Source organism: Pandoraea anapnoica, assembly GCF_902459765.1.
GTDB lineage: Bacteria > Pseudomonadota > Gammaproteobacteria > Burkholderiales > Burkholderiaceae > Pandoraea > Pandoraea anapnoica.
Genome location: NZ_CABPSP010000007.1, coordinates 198,504 through 219,452, shown reverse-complemented (window position 1 = coordinate 219,452; position 20,949 = coordinate 198,504). Strand labels below are relative to the sequence as shown.

At 60.6% G+C, this 20,949-nt stretch carries 15 protein-coding genes; 5 read left to right on the top strand and 10 right to left on the bottom strand.

Features of this window, described 5'->3' with window-relative positions; all coding sequences use genetic code 11:
• Positions 1–10 precede the first annotated feature (10 nt).
• Positions 11–736: a (Fe-S)-binding protein gene (locus PAN31117_RS13620; RefSeq protein WP_150738639.1), complete on the bottom strand. Its 726-nt coding sequence runs from the start codon at positions 734–736 to the stop codon at positions 11–13.
• Positions 737–837: 101 nt separating this feature from the next.
• Entirely contained in the window at positions 838–2,160 is a 1,323-nt protein-coding gene (locus tag PAN31117_RS13615) for a hypothetical protein (protein ID WP_150738638.1), read from the bottom strand.
• 290 nt (positions 2,161–2,450) lie between these two features.
• Here PAN31117_RS13615 and PAN31117_RS13610 point away from each other — a divergent pair, with 290 nt between their 5' ends.
• Positions 2,451–3,278 (top strand): IclR family transcriptional regulator, encoded by an 828-nt coding sequence (locus PAN31117_RS13610; RefSeq protein WP_150738637.1) that lies wholly within the window; start codon positions 2,451–2,453, stop codon positions 3,276–3,278.
• Positions 3,279–3,398: 120 nt separating this feature from the next.
• Here the strand turns inward: PAN31117_RS13610 and pbpG are convergent, their stop codons facing one another.
• The 4 genes from pbpG to PAN31117_RS13590 form a co-directional block, all read right to left on the bottom strand.
• Entirely contained in the window at positions 3,399–4,667 is a 1,269-nt protein-coding gene (pbpG, locus tag PAN31117_RS13605) for a D-alanyl-D-alanine endopeptidase (RefSeq protein WP_150738636.1), read from the bottom strand.
• Positions 4,668–4,855: 188 nt separating this feature from the next.
• Positions 4,856–5,647, bottom strand: coding sequence for a nitroreductase (locus tag PAN31117_RS13600; RefSeq protein ID WP_246189067.1), 792 nt, complete (start codon positions 5,645–5,647; stop codon positions 4,856–4,858).
• An 88-nt stretch (positions 5,648–5,735) separates the two neighbouring features.
• On the bottom strand, positions 5,736–6,719 hold the full coding sequence (locus PAN31117_RS13595) for a DMT family transporter (RefSeq protein ID WP_150738635.1): 984 nt from the start codon (positions 6,717–6,719) through the stop codon (positions 5,736–5,738).
• A 71-nt stretch (positions 6,720–6,790) separates the two neighbouring features.
• Positions 6,791–7,732 carry a histone deacetylase family protein gene (locus PAN31117_RS13590; protein ID WP_150738634.1) on the bottom strand — a complete coding sequence of 314 codons (942 nt, stop codon included), beginning with the start codon at positions 7,730–7,732 and terminating at the stop codon, positions 6,791–6,793.
• A 505-nt stretch (positions 7,733–8,237) separates the two neighbouring features.
• Between PAN31117_RS13590 and PAN31117_RS13585 the strand changes: the two genes are divergently transcribed.
• Positions 8,238–8,798 carry a phasin family protein gene (locus tag PAN31117_RS13585; RefSeq protein WP_150576875.1) on the top strand — a complete coding sequence of 187 codons (561 nt, stop codon included), beginning with the start codon at positions 8,238–8,240 and terminating at the stop codon, positions 8,796–8,798.
• A 267-nt stretch (positions 8,799–9,065) separates the two neighbouring features.
• Here the strand turns inward: PAN31117_RS13585 and lpdA are convergent, their stop codons facing one another.
• The 4 genes from lpdA to aceE form a co-directional block, all read right to left on the bottom strand.
• Entirely contained in the window at positions 9,066–10,826 is a 1,761-nt protein-coding gene (gene lpdA, locus PAN31117_RS13580) for a dihydrolipoyl dehydrogenase (RefSeq protein ID WP_150738633.1), read from the bottom strand.
• A 20-nt stretch (positions 10,827–10,846) separates the two neighbouring features.
• Positions 10,847–11,428: an Ntn hydrolase family protein gene (locus PAN31117_RS13575; RefSeq protein ID WP_039403532.1), complete on the bottom strand. Its 582-nt coding sequence runs from the start codon at positions 11,426–11,428 to the stop codon at positions 10,847–10,849.
• Positions 11,429–11,506: 78 nt separating this feature from the next.
• Positions 11,507–13,189: a dihydrolipoyllysine-residue acetyltransferase gene (aceF, locus tag PAN31117_RS13570; protein ID WP_150738632.1), complete on the bottom strand. Its 1,683-nt coding sequence runs from the start codon at positions 13,187–13,189 to the stop codon at positions 11,507–11,509.
• A gap of 97 nt (positions 13,190–13,286) precedes the next feature.
• Positions 13,287–15,974, bottom strand: a complete 2,688-nt coding sequence (gene aceE, locus PAN31117_RS13565) for a pyruvate dehydrogenase (acetyl-transferring), homodimeric type (RefSeq protein ID WP_150738631.1) — start codon at positions 15,972–15,974, stop codon at positions 13,287–13,289.
• A gap of 341 nt (positions 15,975–16,315) precedes the next feature.
• On the opposite strand from aceE, the gene PAN31117_RS13560 reads away from it, so the two are divergent.
• From PAN31117_RS13560 to folD, 3 genes are all read left to right on the top strand, one after another.
• On the top strand, positions 16,316–18,799 hold the full coding sequence (locus PAN31117_RS13560) for a PAS domain-containing sensor histidine kinase (RefSeq protein WP_246189066.1): 2,484 nt from the start codon (positions 16,316–16,318) through the stop codon (positions 18,797–18,799).
• Positions 18,796–19,443: a response regulator transcription factor gene (locus PAN31117_RS13555; protein ID WP_150738630.1), complete on the top strand. Its 648-nt coding sequence runs from the start codon at positions 18,796–18,798 to the stop codon at positions 19,441–19,443. Before PAN31117_RS13560 ends, PAN31117_RS13555 begins: the two co-directional genes overlap by 4 nt.
• Before the next feature lie 331 nt (positions 19,444–19,774).
• Complete coding sequence (gene folD, locus PAN31117_RS13550) at positions 19,775–20,626, top strand: bifunctional methylenetetrahydrofolate dehydrogenase/methenyltetrahydrofolate cyclohydrolase FolD (protein ID WP_150738629.1); 852 nt, start codon at positions 19,775–19,777, stop codon at positions 20,624–20,626.
• The last annotated feature ends 323 nt before the right edge of the window (positions 20,627–20,949 follow it).

The following is a 20,949-nucleotide window of genomic DNA, read 5'->3' as shown; positions in this document are numbered from 1 at the left end:
GGCGGCGTGCTCAGGCATCGCCAGCGAGCACCTGCGCAATGTGCAGCACGCGCGTGCGCGTGTCACCGGTGCGGCGCAGACGCCCTTCGATGTTGAGCATGCACCCCAGGTCGCCCAGCACAACGGCAGGCGCACCGCTGGCGGCGATGTTGGCGCACTTCTCGTCGACGATTGCCGTCGAGATGTTGCCGTACTTGAGCGCGAACGTACCACCAAAGCCACAGCACGCCTGACAGTCCTTCATCTCCGTCATCTTCACGCCGGGCATTTTGGCGAGCAGCGTGCGCGGTTGCGTCTTCACGCCAAGTTCGCGCAGACCGGAACAGGAATCGTGATACGTCACCTCCCCGTTGTAGTCGCCGGGCACGGTGTCGACGTGCAGCACGTTGACGAGGAAGTCCGTGAGTTCATACACGCGCGGACGCAGACGCTCGTAACGGCCCATGAGTTCGGGATCGTCGGCAAAGAGGTCGCCGTAGTGCGCCTTGACCATACCGCCGCATGAGCCGGACGGTACGACGACGTAGTCAAACGATTCGAATTCGTCGAGGAATTTCTGGGCGAGGTCGCGAGCAATGGCGCGCTCACCCGAGTTGTAGCCCGGCTGGCCACAGCAGGTCTGGGAATCGGGAATCACGACCTCGCAGCCGGCTGTCTCGAGCAGCTTGAGCGTAGAAAAGCCAATCTCCGGCCGCATCATGTCGATCAGACACGTGACAAACAGTCCGACGCGCATTGGGGGAATCCTCTTTTCGGGAATAATGCGCCATTATAAGTCGCCGGGCCGAACCGGCCCAGCGTAGATTCCCGGACCTATGGCTTGTGCGCTGCGACGCCTCACGCCCTTAGCTGAGGCGAAATCGAAGACGGACGGAACGTGTCGAGCGACGTGGCACGCTCCATAGGCACGCGGGGCGTGACGCTCTCGGGACCACACGACGCAGGCCGCCCTTCCGGAGTCGAAGATTGGCGCGATGACGTATCGAACAGAATCATGTTGCGCAACTTTGCTATATCGTCACGCAGCGACGTCGATGTCCGCTGGAGCTCCTGCTTTATCGAACTGGTTTCAGCCGTGCCTGCTGCGACGGCCTGCTGAAGCTCGCAAACCGCGTCCCATGTCTTCCTCCCCTGGTCCGAGGCGACGGCTTGCTGAAGCGCGCAAACGGCGCCCCACGTCTTTTCCCCCTGTTCAGAGTTCCGATTGACGGTATGCAAGGTTTTTTGCAGTTGCTGCCATACCAACCGGTCCTGATTGGCTTGCTCCAACGAAATCACTGTGTTTAACGATAAGTGCATAGCGTTCTCCTCTCTATTGATGAAGTCCTTCGTCTGATCGAGAAGGCTCTCTACAGCCTTCCAGCCCTTCTCTCTGTCGAAGCCACGAATACTCCCTAAACTGACACACCGGATCACCATGGCGATGCAAAAGCCAATGATCGCCACGACCCAGGTCGACACAATCAAAGCAATACCGGACACGACTGCTGCAATGGTGTATAGCCCACCGTTGATCGCCTCACGCTTACCGTGATGCTTCTTCTCCTGCCTCACGTTTGAGCGCGCCTCATCCACTGCGCATCGCATCTGTTCGACGAACAATGCTGTTTCAGCGCGAAACACCATGTGCTTACGCTTTCTGTCATCCAACATCCCCCAATCGGCATTGACATCGTCGAGCGCGCGGTTCCCGAGTCGGTCAGACTGCGCCAGGAGCGACTCACGCCCGCGCAACATTTCACGATGAAGCGCCAGCGCCTCGCTCAGACAAGTCAGAATCTTTAGGAATCGCTTCGCGGATGGCGTCAAGCGCTCCTCGCACGCTTCATCGAGTTGGTCAGCGACCATCGAACAAATAAATCCAGGCGAATCCGGTACAAGCAAGCATCGCCAAAACGGATCGCGCAGCCCCCCACGCCAGTAACCAGATGTCGCCTTGCCGAAGGACTTCTCGAACGCGGCCGACAGGTTGTCGACGGAATAGGTGCTCGCCCCCCTCGCTTGCTGTGTGTTTCGAATGTGCGCCAATTGCGAAACGATCTCATCACGTTTTTGCGCGATCGATGCACCCTTTTCGTACACCCTCACCGGCATATCCAGTCGATCGATCACCATCGGAAAATGGGAATACCCCGGATAACTCACATATTCGTGGTGCATACCTCCCCTCACTTTGCTGATGTCGACGTCCCCAATGCGACATAGGGCTCCACATCGTTGCTGAACTGAAGTGCATGGTAGTGAGGCGATCGGCAGTTCACTTTAGATTTCTGGCACCGAATGAACGCTACTCGCCACTTAAATCGGTCGATGGCGTCGTGATGTCCTGCAAATCGTGTGCAAAATCAGGATTGATGCACCGACTATTTGCAGGAATCGTCTACCCGAAACCTGCGAATTTTTCACCATATGATATAGAATCGACGCTATACGAAACCCGGCCCTACCTCATGAAAGACGACACCAGTCAAGGCGCGGAGTCGCGCACGTCCATTCAGGTGATCGAGCGCATGATGCGTTTGCTCGACGCCCTTGCCGGACATGCCGATCCCGTGAGTCTCAAAGAGTTGGCGCAAGCCACCGAACTTCATCCGTCGACCGCGCACCGCATTCTGAACGACATGGTGGCGTGCCGCTTCGTCGACCGCTGTGATCCCGGCACTTACCGTCTCGGCATGCGTTTGCTGGAACTCGGCAATCTGGTCAAAGCGCGCCTGTCGGTGCGTGACGCTGCGCTCACGCCCATGCGCGGCCTACACCGCATCACCGGACAGACCGTCAACCTGTCGGTCCGTCAGGGCGACGAAATCGTTTATATCGAACGCGCTTACAGCGAGCGTTCCGGCATGCAGGTGGTTCGCGCCATCGGTGGTCACGCGCCGCTGCACCTGACGTCGGTCGGCAAGCTGTTCCTGGCTGCCGACGAAGCATCGCGCGTGCGCGCCTATGCCACGCGCACCGGACTCTCGGGCCACACGCGCAATAGCATCACCGATTTGCAAAAACTCGAACGTGAGCTGACGCACGTACGCAAGTCAGGCTATGCGCGCGACAATGAAGAGCTTGAGTTAGGGGTGCGATGCATCGCTGCCGGGATCTATGACGACAGCGGCAAGCTCGTGGCAGGCCTCTCGCTCTCCGCCCCGGCCGATCGCCTGCAAGACGCCTGGCTGGCGAATCTGAACGAGACGGCGCTGCAAATCTCGTCGTCGCTCGGCTTTCATGCGCCGAACCCGGATATGGGTGGCGGCATGTCGCAGGTCGCCACGGCAGAGTGATTCGCCATGGCGTGTAGGGCGCGATACTCTTGCGCCCCACACCAACGCTCATCCCGTCGCACAAAACAAAAGGCGCTCCCGAGGGAGCGCCTTTCTTTTACATCTGCACCGTAATGCGAATTACAGCGCGTGTCCGTTATTGGTCGCCACTTGCGCCGTCGGCGTGGTACCGGCCGTACGTTGCGGCGTAGCGCCGCCGCCTTCCAACAGCCACTTGCGAACACGCGTGGCGTCGGCGAAGCGTGAATACTTGCCGGTCGAGTCCAGCAGAATCATGATCACCGGACGACCTTCGACGTTGGCTTGCATCACGAGGCACTGGCCTGCTTCGTTGATATAACCCGTCTTCTGCAGGCCGATCTCCCAGCCCGAATGACCGATCAGGTGGTTCGTGCTTACGTAGTGCAGTTCGCGACGACCGGTGTTCACGTCGTAATTGCTATCCGTCGAGAATCGACGAATCATCGGATACTGATAAGCCGCCTTGACCATCTTCACGAGGTCACGTGCGCTCGACACGTTCTGGCTCGACAGACCCGTCGGATCGTTGAAGTGCGTGTCGTTCATGCCCAGTTGCTTCGCCTTGGCGTTCATCGCAGCGAGGAACGCCGGGCGGCCGCCCGGGAAGTAGCGCGACAACGCTGCCGCCGCACGGTTCTCCGACGACATCAGCGCAATGTGCAGCATGTCTTCGCGCGACAGTCGCGAGCCCACCGACAGGCGCGAACCCGTGCCCTTCTCGTAGTCGCGATCTTCGTCGGTCACTTCCATGACGTCGGTCATCGGCACGCCGGCGTCGAGCGACACCATCGCCGTCATCAGCTTCGAGATCGAGGCGATCGGCAGCACGGCTTGCGAGTTCTTGTCGAACAGCGATTCGCCGGTGCGCTCGTCAACCACGTAGGCGACGGAGGAACGCAGCGCGAGCGCGTCCGGCGTTTCATGCAGACCGAAAGCACGCCCCGTCGAGAGACGCTCCGGGGCTTGCGGTGCAAAGTTGACGGTGCGATACGACGTCACTACACGGCGCTTGCCGTTCTTGTAGACGACGCGTTTGACGGCGACCTTCTTCGCTGCGGGTCCGTCATCCTCGACGGCAGCGAGCTTGCGGGCTTTGCCGCCAGCCTTGGCGCTCTTCGTTTCACGAGCGGCAGGTGTGGCGGCAGCGCGTTTGGCGCCGGCTTTGGACGTGGCGACGGCTTTCGTCGCCTTGGGATTCGCGCACGCGCGTTTCTGAGCGGCAGTCTTGGCCGTCTTCGGCGAGCATTCGCTCGTCTTACCGGCGGCGTGAACGACTGCCGGGGCACCGGCGGCGAGCGAGATCGCCACGACGGCAGCACCCCAGAGACGGGAGCGGCACAGACGCGCAAGGGTGGTGATCGCGTACATAGATTGGGGGTAGCGTAGGGTTGGCAGGCAACGAGTTTGGGAGAAGTTTAGTAACTTCCGAAAAAATAAGCAATATGAACGACTTAGCTGAAATACTTAAACCGGCATCTGGCAGTTTTGTGCACCGCAACGCGCCAAATTACACATTCGCCAAATTTTGCCAAATTACGCCAACCTCTTGATATACGTTAGGTCAAAAAGTGCGCCCACTCGTCGAGCGGCGCGCGTTCGGTGACGAGACCGTTTTCCACGGCAGCAGGGTCCGCATAGCCCATCGCCATGCCACACACGACCATTCGAGTCTCTGGCAGATGCAGTTCCGCAGCAATTACTTGATGAAACGTGGCAAATGCCGCCTGCGGACAAGTGTCCAGACCCCGTGCCCGCGCCGCGACCATCACGCTTTGCAGGAACATGCCGTAATCCAGCCAACTCCCCTGCTCCAGATGCCGGTCGATCGTGAAGAGCAACCCGACCGGCGCGTCGAAAAAGGTGAAGTTGCGGGCGTGCTGACCATGCATGCGTGCCTTGTCGGCGCGACCGATGCCCAGCAAGCCGTACAGATCCCAGCCCACCTTGCGACGCCTCGCCTGATACGGCTCGGTCCATTCACGCGGGTAGTACGCGTACTCCTCCTGATGTATCAATCGCTGCGCCGGATCGTTGAACGCATCCAGCAGACGCGACGTCAGTCGTTTCAATGCCTGGCCGGTAAGCACATACGTTTGCCACGGTTGGATGTTGCTGCCGGAGGGCGCTCGCGATGCTACCGACAGGATGTCCGCGATAGTGGCTTGCGGCACCGGCGTCGGCAAATAGGCTCGGATCGAACGTCGACTACGAATCGCCTCGTCAACATATTTCACGCGCAGCGCGGTGTTCTCGTTGACAGACGAGGGATGCGTACTTTCCCCAGCCACTTGCGTCGATGTCGAGGTCGTGGCCGGGGCACCATGCGGGAATGCAGAGTGATGCTTCATAGCAATACGCTCGCAACAAACTGTGAATGGAAGGCAACGCCCTGCCCGGACTGAACAAGGCGTGCAAAGTGGATGTCGCGCACGAGGCTCACGTCCCTGACGACGTCGCTGCGGATGTCGTCGCCCGCCGTTCGATGACGAGCGCGACGCCGAGGGCTGCGACGACCATACCGGCAGCGCTCAGTGGCGAGAGGGTCTCGCCGAACAACAGCCACGCCATGACGGCAGTGGTCGGCGGCGTCAGATACATCAGGCTGGAGACCTTGGTCGCCGCGCCGTGACGGATCAGCAGAAAAAGCAGTGAAATCGCACCGATGGACAGCGCCAGCACCGACCAGGCGAGCGCCCCGATCATCTCGAGATTCCACCGCACCTGCATAGTCTCCAGCGCCCATGCGGCGGGCAGCGTCACCACGAAGGCCGCACCGAACTGCACGACGGTGCCCACACGTAAATCGAAATGCGCACAGAAACGCTTCTGGTAGAGCGTGCCCGCCGTAATCGCGAACAGGCTCAGCACGCACAGCAGCACGGCACCAGTGCCGACGCCGCGAACGCCCACCTTGTTCGCCACCACCAGGCCGACGCCGATAAAGCCGCAAAGCAGCCCCAGCCACTGGCGACGCGACACCGGCTCGCCGACAACGCGCGCGAAGATCGCCGTCAGGAGTGGCTGAATGCCGACGACCAGCGCGGCCAATCCTGCCGGTGCCCCTTGTTTGATCGCCGCCCAGACGCCGCCGAGGTACACCGCCTGAATCAGGATGCCGGAGACGGCCAGGTGTGCAAGCAGCGGCCAGTCGATACGTTGGCGGTGAATCGCAGTCGTCGCAGACGCGCGCGTTACGTCACCCTCTGTCGCGACCGGACGCATCGGCCACGGGGTCCGCGTCAGCAGCGCAATCGGCAACATAACGACCAATGTAAAGCCGAAGCGCCACGCGAGGAACGTCAGCGGTTCGGCGTTCGGCATGCCGTACTTCGCCACGACGAACCCGGTACTCCAGATCAACACGAACCACCACGGCATGGTCGCGCTCCAGATCGCCGTGACCGAACCGGTCGATGCCATTGGTGCGCGCGCTGAACTCGATGCTGAAGTGGCCGACGGGGACTGCGCAGGCGGGGCCGTTCGATGCTCGCTCATACGAGAACACCGCCAGCGCTTGCGTGAAATCTGCCGCGAACGGCCCGATGGAACCGACTGGCAAGACGAATCGAGGCGAAATGCGCGGCAACCGTCTGGTCGATATCGCGACCGTACCCGCCCGCCATCGCAATCGCTACCGGCAACCCGCGCTCGACGCAGGCGCTCAGCACACGGTGGTCACGCGCGAGCAGACCATCGTGCGTCAGTGAGAGACGGCCGAGCCTGTCGTTTTCCAGCGGATCGGCGCCAGCAAGGTAAATGACGAGCGTTGGCGTAAATTGCGCGAACAGATCCGTCAGCGCATGACCGAGCGCGACGAGATATTCGTCGTCGCCGCAACCGTCAGGCAACGCCACGTCGAGGTCGCCGGTCGCCTTATGAAACGGGTAATTATGTTCGCCATGCAGCGAGAGCGTGAAGACGCTCGGATCGTGCTCGAAAATGGCTGCGGTGCCGTTGCCCTGATGCACGTCGAGATCGATGATCGCCACACGTGTCCCCGGCCCCAGCTCGGCTTGCATCGTTCGCGCCGCAACGGCGGCGTCATTGAAGACGCAGAAGCCCTCCCCACGATCGGCGTAGGCGTGGTGCGTACCACCGGCCAGATTGGCCGCCACGCCGTCGGTAAGCGCTGCGCGGCACGCTGCCACCGTCGCACCGGCCGAGCGTCGCGAGCGCTCGACCATCTGCGGCGACCATGGAAACCCGATACTGCGCTGCTCTTTCGGATCCAACTCGCCTGCACTTACGCGCTCGACGTACTCCCGCGAGTGCACTCGCCCGAGCATCACGTCATCTGCGGGCAGCGCCTCCGTCAATTCGACGTGCGGCAGTTCACCGGCGACGCGTTCGCGCAGCCGTGCGTACTTTTCCATCGGGAAACGATGTCCAGGGGGAAGCGGCAGAACGAAGTGATCGCTGTAAAACGCTTGCATCGATGCGAGAGGCCGACGGAACGGCGCGCGAAAAAAGCGTTGAATGACAGCGGCACTGGAGAACGGTAGTCGCGAGGCATTCCTCCAAACGCAGGCATGCCAGACACACGTGACCGCTCCACCAGTGCCGAAACGAATCGATAGTACCATCGGCCGCCGGGGTCCGTCGGGGCGCCAAAGTGGTGCAAAATCCGATGCCGCATACGGTGCAAAGCCGCACCACGACAGGATTTGCGTCTTAACGATTGCTCGCCGCAACGCGGTGTCATCAATCCGTTACGGGATCCCAAGTCGCTGATTTTGTAAGCTTTTGTTGAATTTGTGCAATGCACAAAAATGACTTGACAGTCACAAAAATATCTCTAAACTTGCAATTGTGCGATGCACAAAAGAGATCGCACTTACTGAGAAGGCCCCAACCGTGTTTTCACCGGGATAAGGTGAGAACCAACGAGCGAACACGGAGTGGGTCGATATGTTGTGTATGACACCATAGGAGAACGCCATGTCGTTTCTGACCCCCGAGCAACTCGCCGCCGCACACAAAGCCAATCTGGAAACCCTGTTCGGTCTGACCAACAAGGCCTTCGAAGGCGTTGAAAAGCTGGTCGAACTGAACCTGCAAGCCGTGAAGGCATCGCTGGCCGAGTCCGCATCGACCGCACAAAAGGCTTTCGCTGTGAAGGACGCGCAAGAGTTGCTCGCCCTGCAAGCTAACCTGGTTCAGCCGGCTGCCGAAAAGGCACTCGCGTATGGCCGTCACCTGTATGAAATCGCTTCGTCGACGCAAGCCGAAGTGACCAAGGTGGCTGAAGCCCAACTGGCCGAAGGCTCGCAGAACGTGCAAGCGCTGTTCGACAACCTGGCCAAGAACGCCCCGGCCGGTTCGGAGTCCGCCGTTGCACTGGCCAAGTCGGCCCTGTCCGCTGCCAACAGCGCGTTCGACAGCGTCCAGAAGGCCACCAAGCAAGCCGTCGAAATCGCTGAGACGAACTTCGCTGCTGCGACGAACGTCGCCTCGAAGGCTGCGGCTCAGGCTTCGCGTGCTGCCACCGCCAAGAAGTAATCGATAGCGTCCTGCCAGTCGTTATCCGGGACGCCAACCGTTTGTCGCTGCACCCCAAGTCGTAGCGACACCCAGTTGTCTCCTCGGTACCGCAGGTACCTTTCGAACCCGGCCTTGAGCCGGGTTTTCTTTTTGTGTCGCCGCATTCGCGATAGCAAGAGGCACGCCCCCCCACTTGTGACACCCAATAAAAAACCGCCACTCCCCAGGGAGTGGCGGTTTTTTGTTCCTGCGCGCTCGCGTGCGCAGGATGCCGAATGCGCAGTCTTACTTTTTGCGCGGCGGCGGAACGTCGGTGCAAACGCCTTCGTAGATTTCAGCGGCCATACCGACCGACTCAGCCAACGTCGGGTGCGGATGAATGGTCTTGCCGATATCAACAGCGTCCGCGCCCATTTCGACAGCCAGGCAAAGTTCGCCGATCAGGTCACCCGCATGCGTGCCGACGATAGCGCCGCCGAGAATTCGGTGCGTCTCTTCGTCAAACAGCAACTTGGTGAAACCTTCGTCGCGACCGTTTGCAATCGCGCGGCCCGATGCGGCCCACGGGAACACGGCCTTGCCGAACTTGACGCCTTCCGCCTTGAGCTGATCTTCCGTCTTACCGGCCCAAGCCACTTCCGGATCGGTGTAAGCGACCGACGGGATCTGGATCGCGTCGAAGTAAGCCTTCTCACCGTTCGCGGCTTCAGCCGCGACGTGCGCCTCATGCACCGCCTTGTGCGCCAGCATCGGCTGACCGACGATGTCGCCGATCGCGAAGATGTTCGGCACATTGGTGCGCATCTGCTTGTCCACCGAGATGAACCCGCGATCACCCACCACCACACCGGCCTTCTCGGCGCTGATCTTCTTGCCGTTCGGGCTACGGCCCACGGCCACCAGCACGAGGTCGTAACGCTGCGGCTCTGCCGGTGCAGCTTCTCCTTCGAACTTCACGTAGATGCCGTCGGCCTTGGCTTCCGCGCCCACCGTCTTGGTCTTGAGCATGACGCGACCAAAACGCTTGTCGTTCATCTTTTGCCAGACCTTGACCAGATCGCGGTCAGCGCCCTGCATCAGACCGTCGAGCATTTCGACGACGTCGATCTCCGCGCCCAGCGCGCTGTAGACCGTGGCCATTTCCAGACCGATGATGCCGCCACCAATCACCAGCATCTTCTTCGGAATCTGGCGCAGTTCAAGCGCGCCGGTCGAATCGACGATACGAGGATCTTCCGGCAGGAATGGCAGCTTCACGGCTTGCGAGCCTGCCGCGATGATAGCCTGCGCGAATTTCACGACCGTCTTCTTGCCGTCCTTGTCGACGACTTCGACGTGATTCGCATCGAGGAACGCACCGACGCCAGTCACGACTTCGACCTTACGCATCTTAGCCATACCAGCCAAGCCACCGGTCAGCTTGCCAACGACGCTTTCCTTGTATGCGCGCAGCTTGTCGAGATCGACTTCGGGCTTGGCGAACGAAATGCCGTGGTGGCCCAGCGACTGCGCCTCTTCAAGCACGGCTGCCGTGTGCAGCAGGGCCTTCGACGGAATGCAACCCACGTTCAGGCAGACACCACCGAGCGTTGCGTAGCGTTCGACGAGCACCGTCTTGCGCCCGAGGTCCGCGCTGCGGAATGCAGCCGAGTATCCGCCCGGTCCTGCGCCCAGCACGAGCACTTCACATTCGATGTCGGCGCTGCCGCTGTGCTTGGCAGCAACCGGGGCCGGTGCGCTCGCTGCAGCAGCAGGTGCCGCTGCAGGTGCCGGCGCTGCGGCAGGCGCGGCAGCCTTGGCGGCGCCCGCATCTTCCGCCTCCACAATAGCGATCAACGTCCCTTCGCTGGCCTTATCGCCCACTTTGATCTTCACTTCCTTGACCGTGCCCGCTACTTCGGACGGCACTTCCATGGAAGCCTTGTCGGATTCGAGCGTGATCAACGACGCATCCTTGGCAATCTTGTCGCCGGGCTTGATCATCACTTCGATGACGTCTACGCCCTCTGCGCCGATATCCGGCACTTTGACTTCAATGAGACTCATGCGGGGTCTCCCTGTCGCATTTATGACTTGATGGTGGTATCGATCGGAAACTCATGCACCTGAAACGGACCGGCCGAACTCTTGTCGAATTCCGCCCCCGCCTTCACGCCGGCTTCGGCGATGGCACGTGCGCTCAGATCCTGGTCGTAGAGGGCATACATGGCGCCGAGCGCGAAATTGCGCCCCGAACCGATCCCCCAGAACCGATCGAAAACGAACACTTCCCGGTAGGAATACACCCCGTAGATCCCTGTCGGATTCGCGATCACGCTCGTGATCTGCGACGACTCGTACGGGTCGTCTTCCTCTTCCTTTGTGTTGAGGAAATACTCTTCCTTGAGCTTCTGATGGACCCGGCAGAACGTGCGGAAAACTTCGTCTCGCGAATGGAGACGGCACTCATCCGCCATACCGGAAAGAATGGCGCGCATGACCGGAAAATGTGCCGTCGTGCCGGCCAGACCGACATAGGAATCCCCCACGAGAAAAACCTTGCGGTTCTCTTCGTAGGATTGCGACAGCCGGGTATCGCCGAACGTGACGAGCGAATCGGCGGCAATGGCGATTTCCCCTGCCTTCTTGACGACTACCACGGTGGTCATGATGCCCTCCCCGTCCAGAATCCTGAAGCTTGCGCGAATGCCGCCGGTGCGCTCACGCGCCGCCGGCGGCAAAATCCATTACAGCATCGCGCGACGGAAGTCCGCCAACAGCTGCCCCAGGTAGGCGTTGAAGCGAGCGGCTTCTGCGCCATCGATCACGCGGTGATCGTAGGACAGTGACAGCGGCAGCGTCAGTTGCGGCAGGAACTGCTGCTTGCGCTCATCCCACACTGGCTTCTGATACGAACGCGACAGACCCAGAATGGCAACTTCCGGTGCGTTAATGATCGGCGTGAAGGTCGTGCCACCGATGCCGCCGAGCGACGAAATCGAGAAGCAGCCACCTTGCATCTGATCCGGCTTGAGCTTGCCTTCGCGGGCGAGCTTTGCCAGTTCCGACGTTTCGCGAGCGATCTCGAACACACCCTTCTTGTCCGCGTCGCGAACGACCGGCACCACGAGGCCGTTCGGCGTGTCGGCGGCGAAACCGATGTGGAAGTACTGTTTGAAGACCAGATTGTCGCCGTCGAGGCTGGCGTTGAACGTCGGGAATTTCTTCAGGGCCAGCACGCAGGCCTTGATGACGAACGCAAGCATCGTGACCTTGATGCCAGCCTTTTCGTTTTCCTTGTTCAACTGCACGCGGAACGCTTCGAGTTCACCGATATCCGCTTCGTCGTTGTTCGTGACGTGCGGGATCATGACCCAGTTGCGATGCAGGTTCGCGCCGGAGATCTTCTTGATGCGCGAGAGCGCCTTCGGCTCGACAGGACCGTACTTCGCGAAATCGACCTTCGGCCACGGCAGCAGATTCAACTCGCCACCACCCGCCGGCGCAGCGCCTGCAGCGGCCGGACGGTTGCCGGAAAGTGCGCTCTTGACAAAGTTGCGCACGTCGTCGACGACCACGCGGCCCTTCGGCCCCGTGCCCTTGACCTGCGTGATATCCACGCCCAGTTCGCGTGCGAACTTACGCACCGACGGACTGGCGTGGCTGATCGGCTGGCTGCCTTGTGCTGCCGCAGGAACAGCGGCCGGCGCCGGTGCTGCCGCCGGAGCCTGTGCTGGTGCGGGCGCTGCGCTTTGGGCGGCGGGTGCCGGTGCGGCGGCCGGGGCTGCTGCCTTGGTGGGTGCCGCAGCCGGAGCGGCAGCCGCGCCTTCGAGCACGAGGATCAGCGAACCTTCGGAGACCTTGTCACCGACGTTCACCTTCAGTTCTTTCACCACACCTGCGGCCGGGCTAGGCACGTCCATCGAGGCCTTGTCCGATTCCAGCGTCACGAGCGATTGCTCGGCAGTGACGATGTCGCCCACCTTCACCAGCACTTCGATCACGGGCACGTCGTCATAACCGCCGATATCCGGCACCTTGACGTCGATCTTGCTGCTACCGCCGCTAGCGGCCGGGGCAGCAGGCGCTGCCGGGGCGGCGGCCGATACAGCGGCGGGTGCAGCAGCTTGCGGTGCCGCAGCCGGAGCGGCCGGTGCAGCGGCGCCATTGGCCTGTGCGCCCGAGCCGTTAGCGGTTTCGAGCGTCAAAATCACAGAACCTTCGGATACTTCATCGCCGACCTTCAGGCTCAGCGCTTTAATGACACCTGCGGCCGGGCTCGGCACGTCCATCGTGGCCTTATCCGACTCCAGCGTGATCAGGGCCTGCTCGGCGTCGATCTTGTCGCCCGCCTTCACCAGCACTTCAATTACGGGCAAGTCCTTGAAGTCACCGATATCCGGGACTTTCACTTCGATCACTTGACTCATTTTCCACAGTCTCCTCGAGGCTGCGCTTGACGTGCGGCACACGCCGGTCTGTCGCTGGGGGGCAACTGACCGACACGCTCACCGCACGCAGCGGCCGTTAGACGGTCATCGGGTTGGGTTTGTTCGGATCCAGGTTGTACTTGGCAATCGCCTCGGCAACCTTGCTGGCCGGCAGCGTACCTTCGTCGGCCAGCGCCTTGAGCGCAGCAACCGTGACCCAGTTACGATCCACCTCGAAGAAATGACGCAGCTTTTCGCGCGTGTCCGAACGGCCATAACCGTCGGTACCGAGCACAACATAACGGCCACGAACGAACGGACGGATCTGATCAGCATACGTACGAATGTAGTCGGTCGATGCGATGACCGGACCACGCGTATCGTTCAGGCACTTCTCGACGTGCGACAGGCGAGCCGTCTCGGTCGGGTGCAGCAGATTGTGACGTGCCACGTCGTTGCCTTCGCGAGCCAGTTCCGTGAAGCTCGGGCAGCTCCACAGATCCGATTCGACGCCCCAGTCGTTCTTGAGCATTTCGGCAGCCGCGATCACTTCGTTAAAGATCGTACCCGAACCCAGCAGTTGCACGCGCGGTGCCTTGCTGTCGTCTGTGCCACGACGGAACGCGTACATGCCCTTCAGGATGTCGTTCTCCACGCCTTCCGGCATCGCCGGGTGTGCGTAGTTTTCGTTCATCACGGTGAGGTAGTAGTACACGTCTTCCTGATCCTGCACCATACGGCGCAGACCGTCCTGAACGATCACGGCGAGTTCATAGGCGAACGTCGGATCGTACGGCAGGCAGTTCGGAATCGACGACGCCCACAGCAGCGAGTGACCGTCTTCGTGCTGGAGACCTTCGCCGTTAAGCGTCGTACGACCGGCCGTACCGCCCACCAGGAAACCGCGCGCGCGCATATCGCCAGCGGCCCATGCCAGATCGCCGATACGCTGGAAACCGAACATCGAATAGAAGATGTAGAACGGGATCATCGTCTCGCCATGCGTCGAATACGACGTTGCGGCAGCGATCCAGTCACACATACCGCCGGCTTCGTTGATGCCTTCCTGCAGAATCTGACCACTCTCAGATTCCTTGTAGAACATCAGTTGATCCTGATCTTGCGGGATGTAGCGCTGGCCGACCTGGCTCCAAATACCGATCTGGCGGAACAAGCCTTCCATACCGAACGTGCGTGACTCGTCCGGCACGATCGGCACGATGCGCTGACCCAGCGCCTTGTCCTTGAGCAGCACATTGAGAATACGCACGAACGCCATCGTCGTCGAAATCTCACGGCCTTCGGCGGTCGCCTTAAGCAGTGCATCGAATGCGTTCAGCGCCGGCACCGGCAGCGAAGCGGCCTTGGTGCGGCGTTGCGGCAGGTAGCCACCCAGCTCCATGCGGCGAGCGCGCATGTATTCCAGTTCCTTCGAACCTTCCTCGAACTTGATGTACGGCACATCGGCGATCTGATCGTCCGAGATCGGCAGCTTGAACTGGTCGCGGAACTTCTTGAGCGACTCCACCGGCATTTTCTTCTGCTGGTGGGTGATGTTCATGGCCTGACCGGCCTCGCCCATGCCATAGCCCTTGATGGTCTTGGCCAGGATGACGGTCGGCTGACCCTTGTGCGTCGTGGCCGAGTGATAGGCCGCGTAGATCTTGTGCGGATCGTGGCCGCCACGGTTCAGCGCCCAGATATCCTCGTCCGACCAGTCGGCAACCATCGCCTTCAATGCCGGCGTGTTGAAGAAGTTCTCACGAACGAAAGCGCCGTCCTTCGACTTGTACGTCTGATATTCGCCGTCCACGCACTCCATCATGCGCTTCATCAGCAAGCCCTGCTTGTCGCGGGCAAGCAGCGAATCCCAACGGCTGCCCCAGACCACCTTGATGACGTTCCAGCCAGCACCACGGAATTCCGATTCGAGTTCCTGGATGATCTTGCCGTTACCTCGCACCGGGCCGTCCAGGCGCTGCAGGTTGCAGTTGATCACGAACACGAGGTTGTCGAGCTGCTCACGACCGGCCATGCCGATCGCACCCAGCGATTCCGGCTCGTCCGTCTCACCGTCGCCGAGGAATGCCCAGACCTTGCGGCCTTCGGTCTTCACGATGTTGCGCGACTCGAGGTACTTCATGAAGCGAGCCTGATAGATCGCCATGATCGGGCCCAAACCCATCGAGACCGTCGGGAATTGCCAGAAGTCGGGCATCAGCCACGGGTGCGGGTACGACGACAGACCGCCGCCGTCCACTTCCTGACGGAAGTTCTCGAGCTGCGTCATTTCCAGACGACCCAGCAGGAACGCGCGGCTGTACACACCCGGCGACGAGTGGCCCTGCACGAAGACCAGATCGCCACCGTGCTTGTCGGACGGAGCGTGCCAGAAGTGGTTGAAACCGACGTCGTAGAGGGTCGCGGCCGAGGCGAACGAGGCGATGTGGCCGCCGACGTTCGTGTCCTTACCGGCACGCAGCACCATCGCGATCGCATTCCAGCGAGTGTACGAGCGGATCTTGTGCTCGATGTCCTGATCGCCCGGAATACGGGCCTGCTGGTCGACGGGGATGGTGTTGATGTAGGGGGTATTTGCCGAGAAAGGCAGATGCTCGCCGTTGATGCGGGCGAATTCGATCAGCTTTTCGAGCAGGTAGTGCGCGCGCTCCGGGCCTTCGGCAGCCAGCACGCCTTCGAGCGAGGCCAGCCATTCTTGCGTTTCTTGGGGATCGGCGTCCGCAGGGGATACGATCTTCAGGGCTTCTTCAGGTACGGCGGACATGGTGTCTCCTTGTCTGTCGTTAGCGGGTTGGCGTAATGGTCGTAACCCGCTTCATGGACGGGCCTACCGGCATTTTTACCGGGGCATTGTACGAAGGTTATTCCCGCCTTCGCAAGCGAAATTTCAGATTACGATAGCAATTTTCATAATGCGAAAATCTGCTGCACTGCACATAAAATCAATGGGTTGCCGACACCATCAGATCACGATTTTGGGTGTACCGATCGGTCTCGCGGGCGAATTAAGCAGCCGTCTTACCAAAAAGATCGGACGCTTCCGAAAAGCAGTACCTGACAGACTCGGACAGCGGGAAACCGGTCGGCCTGCGCTACAATCTCGGCATGCTTTCGCCACGCCTCGCAAACTCATCCCCGCCGTCCCGGTCCGCTACTACGCCAGCCCGCTCCAACCGTTGGTTGCAGGGGTTTGCGGAGTCGCACTACTACTTGCTGGTTCCGCTCGTCTCCATTGTGATCTTCCTGGTGGTGATGAGTTTGATTCTGTGGAGCCTGAACCGTCGCGAAACGGAACAGCAGCAGGACACGCTTTATCGAAACGTCGCGTGGGCGCAGCAGCAGATCCGCCTCAATATGCTGGCCATTCAGGACCAGATCAGTTCCCTTGCGCGCGATACGGCGGCCAAACCGCAGGACGTGGCGCACTTCCAGAACACGGCAAGCGAGCTGATGCAAAATCATGCAGACATCGTCTTCATGAACTGGCTCGATGCATCGCAACGGCCGAAGTGGGCCGTTCCGGCGGACTCCCCGTTCGCTTCCCGGTTACAAGGCTCGGCCCAGCATCCGATGGAGGACGAGCTGTTAGTGGCGTTTCGCGCGGCGCGCGACTCGCGGCGCTCCGCCTACTCCACGCTGATCTACGACGCCTCGGGGGCCAGCTACATCGTCGTTCAGGTGCCCGTACTGCGCGAGCGCGAGTTCCTCGGCACGATCAGCGCGGTGTATTCGGTCGAGGGTCTGCTGATTCACGAGTTGCCCCAGGAACTCGGCGACAAGTTCAAGGTGTCGTTCATCGACACGCACAACAACGAATTGGCGACGACGTCCACGCGACCACCGTTGCCACGCGACGTGTCGTACGAATTGTTGCTCGATCCGCCCGGCCACAGTCTTGCTGTGCGCATCTACTCGTATCCGGCGGTCGGCAACTTCGTCAACAACACGCTCGTCTGGCTGATCGCCGGGTTGTCCTGCTTCGTGCTCTGGAGTCTCTGGAGTTTATGGCGTCACACGCGCCAGCGATTCGAAGCACAGCAAGCGCTGTTTAATGAGACGTCGTTCCGCCGGGCGATGGAGAACTCCATCGTGATCGGTATGCGAGTCCTCGACCTGCAAGGCCATATCACCTATGTGAATCCCGCGTTTTGTCGGATGACGGGCTGGGACGAGCCAGATCTCATGAACCGTGCGCCGCCCTACCCGTACTGGCCGAAGGACGATATCCACGAAATGCAGCGCCGCATCGATATGACGCTGCGTGGCAAAGCTCCGTCGCACGGTTTCGAAATTCGGGTGCAGCGCAAGGACGGCACGATTTTTTACGCGCGTATGTTCGTTTCGCCGCTGGTCGATGCCCACGGCCGCCAGACCGGTTGGATGTCCTCGTTGACCGACATCAGCGAGCCCAAACGCGCCCGCGAAGAACTCGCCGCTGCGCACGAACGGTTCACGACGGTGCTCGAAAGCCTTGATGCCTCGGTATCGGTGCTGGCCGTCGACAAGGCAGAGTTACTCTTCGCCAACCGCTATTACCGGCAACTGTTCGGCACGCGCCCCGAAGGCCACCTCGAACTGTCGGGCGGGGGCGAATTGTCACCGACGTCGCTCGACCACATCGACATGGTCGATGCTTTTGCCGGACTGCCCGCGGCGTCGCTGACCGACACGGCGGCAGAAACACAGGAAATTTACCTGCCAACGCACCAGAAATGGTTTGAAGTCCGACGTCAGTACATTCAGTGGGTGGACGGCCACCTTGCGCAATTGCAAGTGGCGACGGATATTACGGCTCGCCGTCATGCAGAAGAGCTGGCCCGCCAGGAAGAAGAACGCCTGCAATTCACCGGCCGCCTGACGACGATGGGTGAAATGGCATCGTCGCTGGCTCACGAGCTGAATCAGCCGCTCGCAGCCATCAACAACTACTGTATGGGCACGGCCGCCCTCGTGCGTGCTGGCCGCACGTCCCCTGAAACACTGCTACCGGCGCTGGAAAAGACGTCTCAGCAGGCGGTGCGTGCCGGGATGATCATCAAGCGGATTCGCGCCTTCGTGAAACGGAGCGAGCCGAAGCGACAACCGTCATCCATTTATGAGATCGTGGCGGACGCCGTCGGCCTCGCAGAGATCGAAGCGCGTAAGCGTCGTATCCGTATCGTCACAGAGCTACCGGCAGGACTGCCACAGATCAACGTCGACCCGGTGTTGATCGAGCAGGTCCTCATGAACCTTCTGAAGAACGCCGCCGAAGCGATGCACGGCTACACGCCCCCGCCGGGGCAGCGACGCGACCCGACGGTGCGTTTGCATGTGGAACGGCGGGATAAATCTGTTGAATTCCAGGTGTCCGATCACGGGCCTGGGGTTGACGAAGCGACTATCGAACGATTGTTTGAACCGTTCTTTAGTACCAAGTCGGACGGCATGGGCATGGGCCTGAACATCTGCCGTTCGATCATCGAATCGCACCACGGCCGTCTGTGGGTAGAAAACAATGAAATCGACGGCGTGCGGAATGGTTGTACTTTTTGTATTCTGTTACCGTTAGAAAGCGATACGACATCCGGATCCGGGGGAGGACTATGACGACACCCAATATCAGTACCGATCAAGAAACCGTCTTTGTTGTCGATGACGACGAAGCTGTCCGCGACTCGCTTCGCTGGCTTCTTGAAGCCAATGGATATCACGTACGAGGGTTTGGCAGTGCAGACGATTTTCTGCAGTTTTGCGCAGACGTTACGCAAAGCAACCGCCCGAACAACCTGATTGGCTGCCTGATTCTCGACGTCCGCATGCCGGGCATGAGCGGACTGGAGCTTCAGGACGCCCTGATCGAGCGCGGGATCAACCTGCCGATCATCTTCGTGACGGGCCACGGCGACGTGCCGATGGCTGTCGAAACGATGAAGAAAGGTGCTACGGACTTCATCGAAAAGCCGTTCGACGAGGGCGAGCTGCGCAAGCAGGTCGAAAACATGCTGAGAACCGCTCGCGAGGAGGCTGGCCGCCATCGAGAACAGCAAGCTGCGGAAGAACTGCTCAGGAAGCTGACGAGCCGAGAGCACCAGGTGCTCGAGCGCATCATCGCCGGCCGCCTGAACAAACAGATTGCCGACGATCTGGGCATCAGCATCAAGACGGTCGAAGCGCACCGCGCCAACATCATGGAGAAGCTCAACGTTAACACCGTTGCCGATCTACTCCGCCTGGCACTGTCCAAGCGATAAACTGGATCGCCCTGCACCTTAGGGTGCAGGGTATCGAGCCTTCGAGCACTGTGCTGATGCCAAGCTCGGTGCCCCACCGGGCCCCTCCGACGACCGACCACCGGTCGCGCCCCTCGGGTTACGCCCTTCCTTCCCCTCGCCAACGGCGCTTTCGCTAGCGCTGACTAGCGCTGACTAACGCTGACGTTAACGCGTTACGCCGTGCGCCCCACTCCCGTGAGCCCCAGCGCGCCGGTATAATACGGCCTATGCGCTCGTCGTCCGCCCGACCCGCGTCGCCGTATACGGCCCCTTGGGCCAGCCCCCTTCCTTCATACGATATCCACGCATCATGACCGCCACCCTCATCGACGGCAACGCCCTCGCCAAACGTATTCGTGCCGAAGTCGCCACGCGCGCCGCCGCACTCACCGCCCGCGGCCATCAACCCGGCCTCGCCGTGGTTCTGGTCGGCGAGGATCCGGCCAGCCAGGTCTACGTACGCAACAAGGTTAAGGCTTGCGAAGACAATGGCCTGTATTCGTCGCTCGATCGGTACCCGGCGGATCTGACCGAGAGCGATTTGCTTGCACGAATCGATGAGCTGAATCGCGATCCGAAGATCAACGGCATTCTCGTGCAACTGCCGCTGCCGAAGCACATCGACAGCCACAAGGTGCTCGAAGCCATTGCGCCGGAAAAGGATGTCGACGGCTTCCACGTCTCGAACGCCGGGGCGCTCATGACGGGCGCACCGCTGTTCCGTCCCTGCACCCCTTACGGCTGCATGAAGATGCTCGAATCCGTGGCGTTCCCGCTGCGTGGCGCTGTCGCTGTCGTGATCGGTGCGTCGAACATCGTCGGCAAACCCATGGCCATGATGCTGCTTCAGGCTGGTGCCACCGTCACCATCTGCAACAGCAAGACGCGTGATCTGGCGGCGCACACGCGCAATGCCGACGTGATCGTTGCCGCAGTGGGCAAGCGCAATATCGTCACTGCCGATATGGTCAAGCCGGGTGCTGCGGTGATCGACGTCGGCATGAATCGTGACGACGAAGGCAAGCTCTGTGGCGACGTCGATTTCCACGGCGTCAAGGAAGTCGCTGGCTTCATCACACCGGTGCCCGGCGGGGTGGGCCCGATGACCATTACCATGTTGCTGGTCAACACGATCGAAGCGGCGGAGCGTGCGCTTGGCTGATCGCCAATTGGAACGTTGACCAGAAGCAACGGTTCTTTCCGCAGCAACGCCTTATGGGGCGCGCACGGCCGAAAGGTCGTACGCGCCCTCTTCATTCATGGGCCACACGCCACGCGGGCCCGATGAGAAATACCCAAGCGGTACATCGGAATCCCCCGAAAACCCGGTCTGCACCGAGTAACAAAACAGATCCTCACACCGACGCACGGCCTTCGCAAAACGCCGCCAAGTCAATCCCACCAAGGCTTCGCGGACAACACCCGGTTGGCGACATCAATGACATCAGTTGAAAAAAACGACTGGAAAATTCGACAGGTTGCCCC

Bases quoted from the DNA above. Each gene is read 5' to 3' on its own strand.
- PAN31117_RS13595 (WP_150738635.1), bottom strand. From the start codon at position 6,719: ATGGCATCGACCGGTTCGGTCACGGCGATCTGGAGCGCGACCATGCCG.
- pbpG (WP_150738636.1), bottom strand. From the start codon at position 4,667: ATGTACGCGATCACCACCCTTGCGCGTCTGTGCCGCTCCCGTCTCTGG.
- PAN31117_RS13560 (WP_246189066.1), top strand. From the start codon at position 16,316: ATGCTTTCGCCACGCCTCGCAAACTCATCCCCGCCGTCCCGGTCCGCT.
- PAN31117_RS13600 (WP_246189067.1), bottom strand. From the start codon at position 5,647: ATGAAGCATCACTCTGCATTCCCGCATGGTGCCCCGGCCACGACCTCG.
- lpdA (WP_150738633.1), bottom strand. From the start codon at position 10,826: ATGAGTCTCATTGAAGTCAAAGTGCCGGATATCGGCGCAGAGGGCGTA.
- PAN31117_RS13555 (WP_150738630.1), top strand. From the start codon at position 18,796: ATGACGACACCCAATATCAGTACCGATCAAGAAACCGTCTTTGTTGTC.
- PAN31117_RS13590 (WP_150738634.1), bottom strand. From the start codon at position 7,732: ATGCAAGCGTTTTACAGCGATCACTTCGTTCTGCCGCTTCCCCCTGGA.
- PAN31117_RS13615 (WP_150738638.1), bottom strand. From the start codon at position 2,160: ATGCACCACGAATATGTGAGTTATCCGGGGTATTCCCATTTTCCGATG.
- folD (WP_150738629.1), top strand. From the start codon at position 19,775: ATGACCGCCACCCTCATCGACGGCAACGCCCTCGCCAAACGTATTCGT.
- PAN31117_RS13575 (WP_039403532.1), bottom strand. From the start codon at position 11,428: ATGACCACCGTGGTAGTCGTCAAGAAGGCAGGGGAAATCGCCATTGCC.
- PAN31117_RS13610 (WP_150738637.1), top strand. From the start codon at position 2,451: ATGAAAGACGACACCAGTCAAGGCGCGGAGTCGCGCACGTCCATTCAG.
- PAN31117_RS13620 (WP_150738639.1), bottom strand. From the start codon at position 736: ATGCGCGTCGGACTGTTTGTCACGTGTCTGATCGACATGATGCGGCCG.
- aceE (WP_150738631.1), bottom strand. From the start codon at position 15,974: ATGTCCGCCGTACCTGAAGAAGCCCTGAAGATCGTATCCCCTGCGGAC.
- aceF (WP_150738632.1), bottom strand. From the start codon at position 13,189: ATGAGTCAAGTGATCGAAGTGAAAGTCCCGGATATCGGTGACTTCAAG.
- PAN31117_RS13585 (WP_150576875.1), top strand. From the start codon at position 8,238: ATGTCGTTTCTGACCCCCGAGCAACTCGCCGCCGCACACAAAGCCAAT.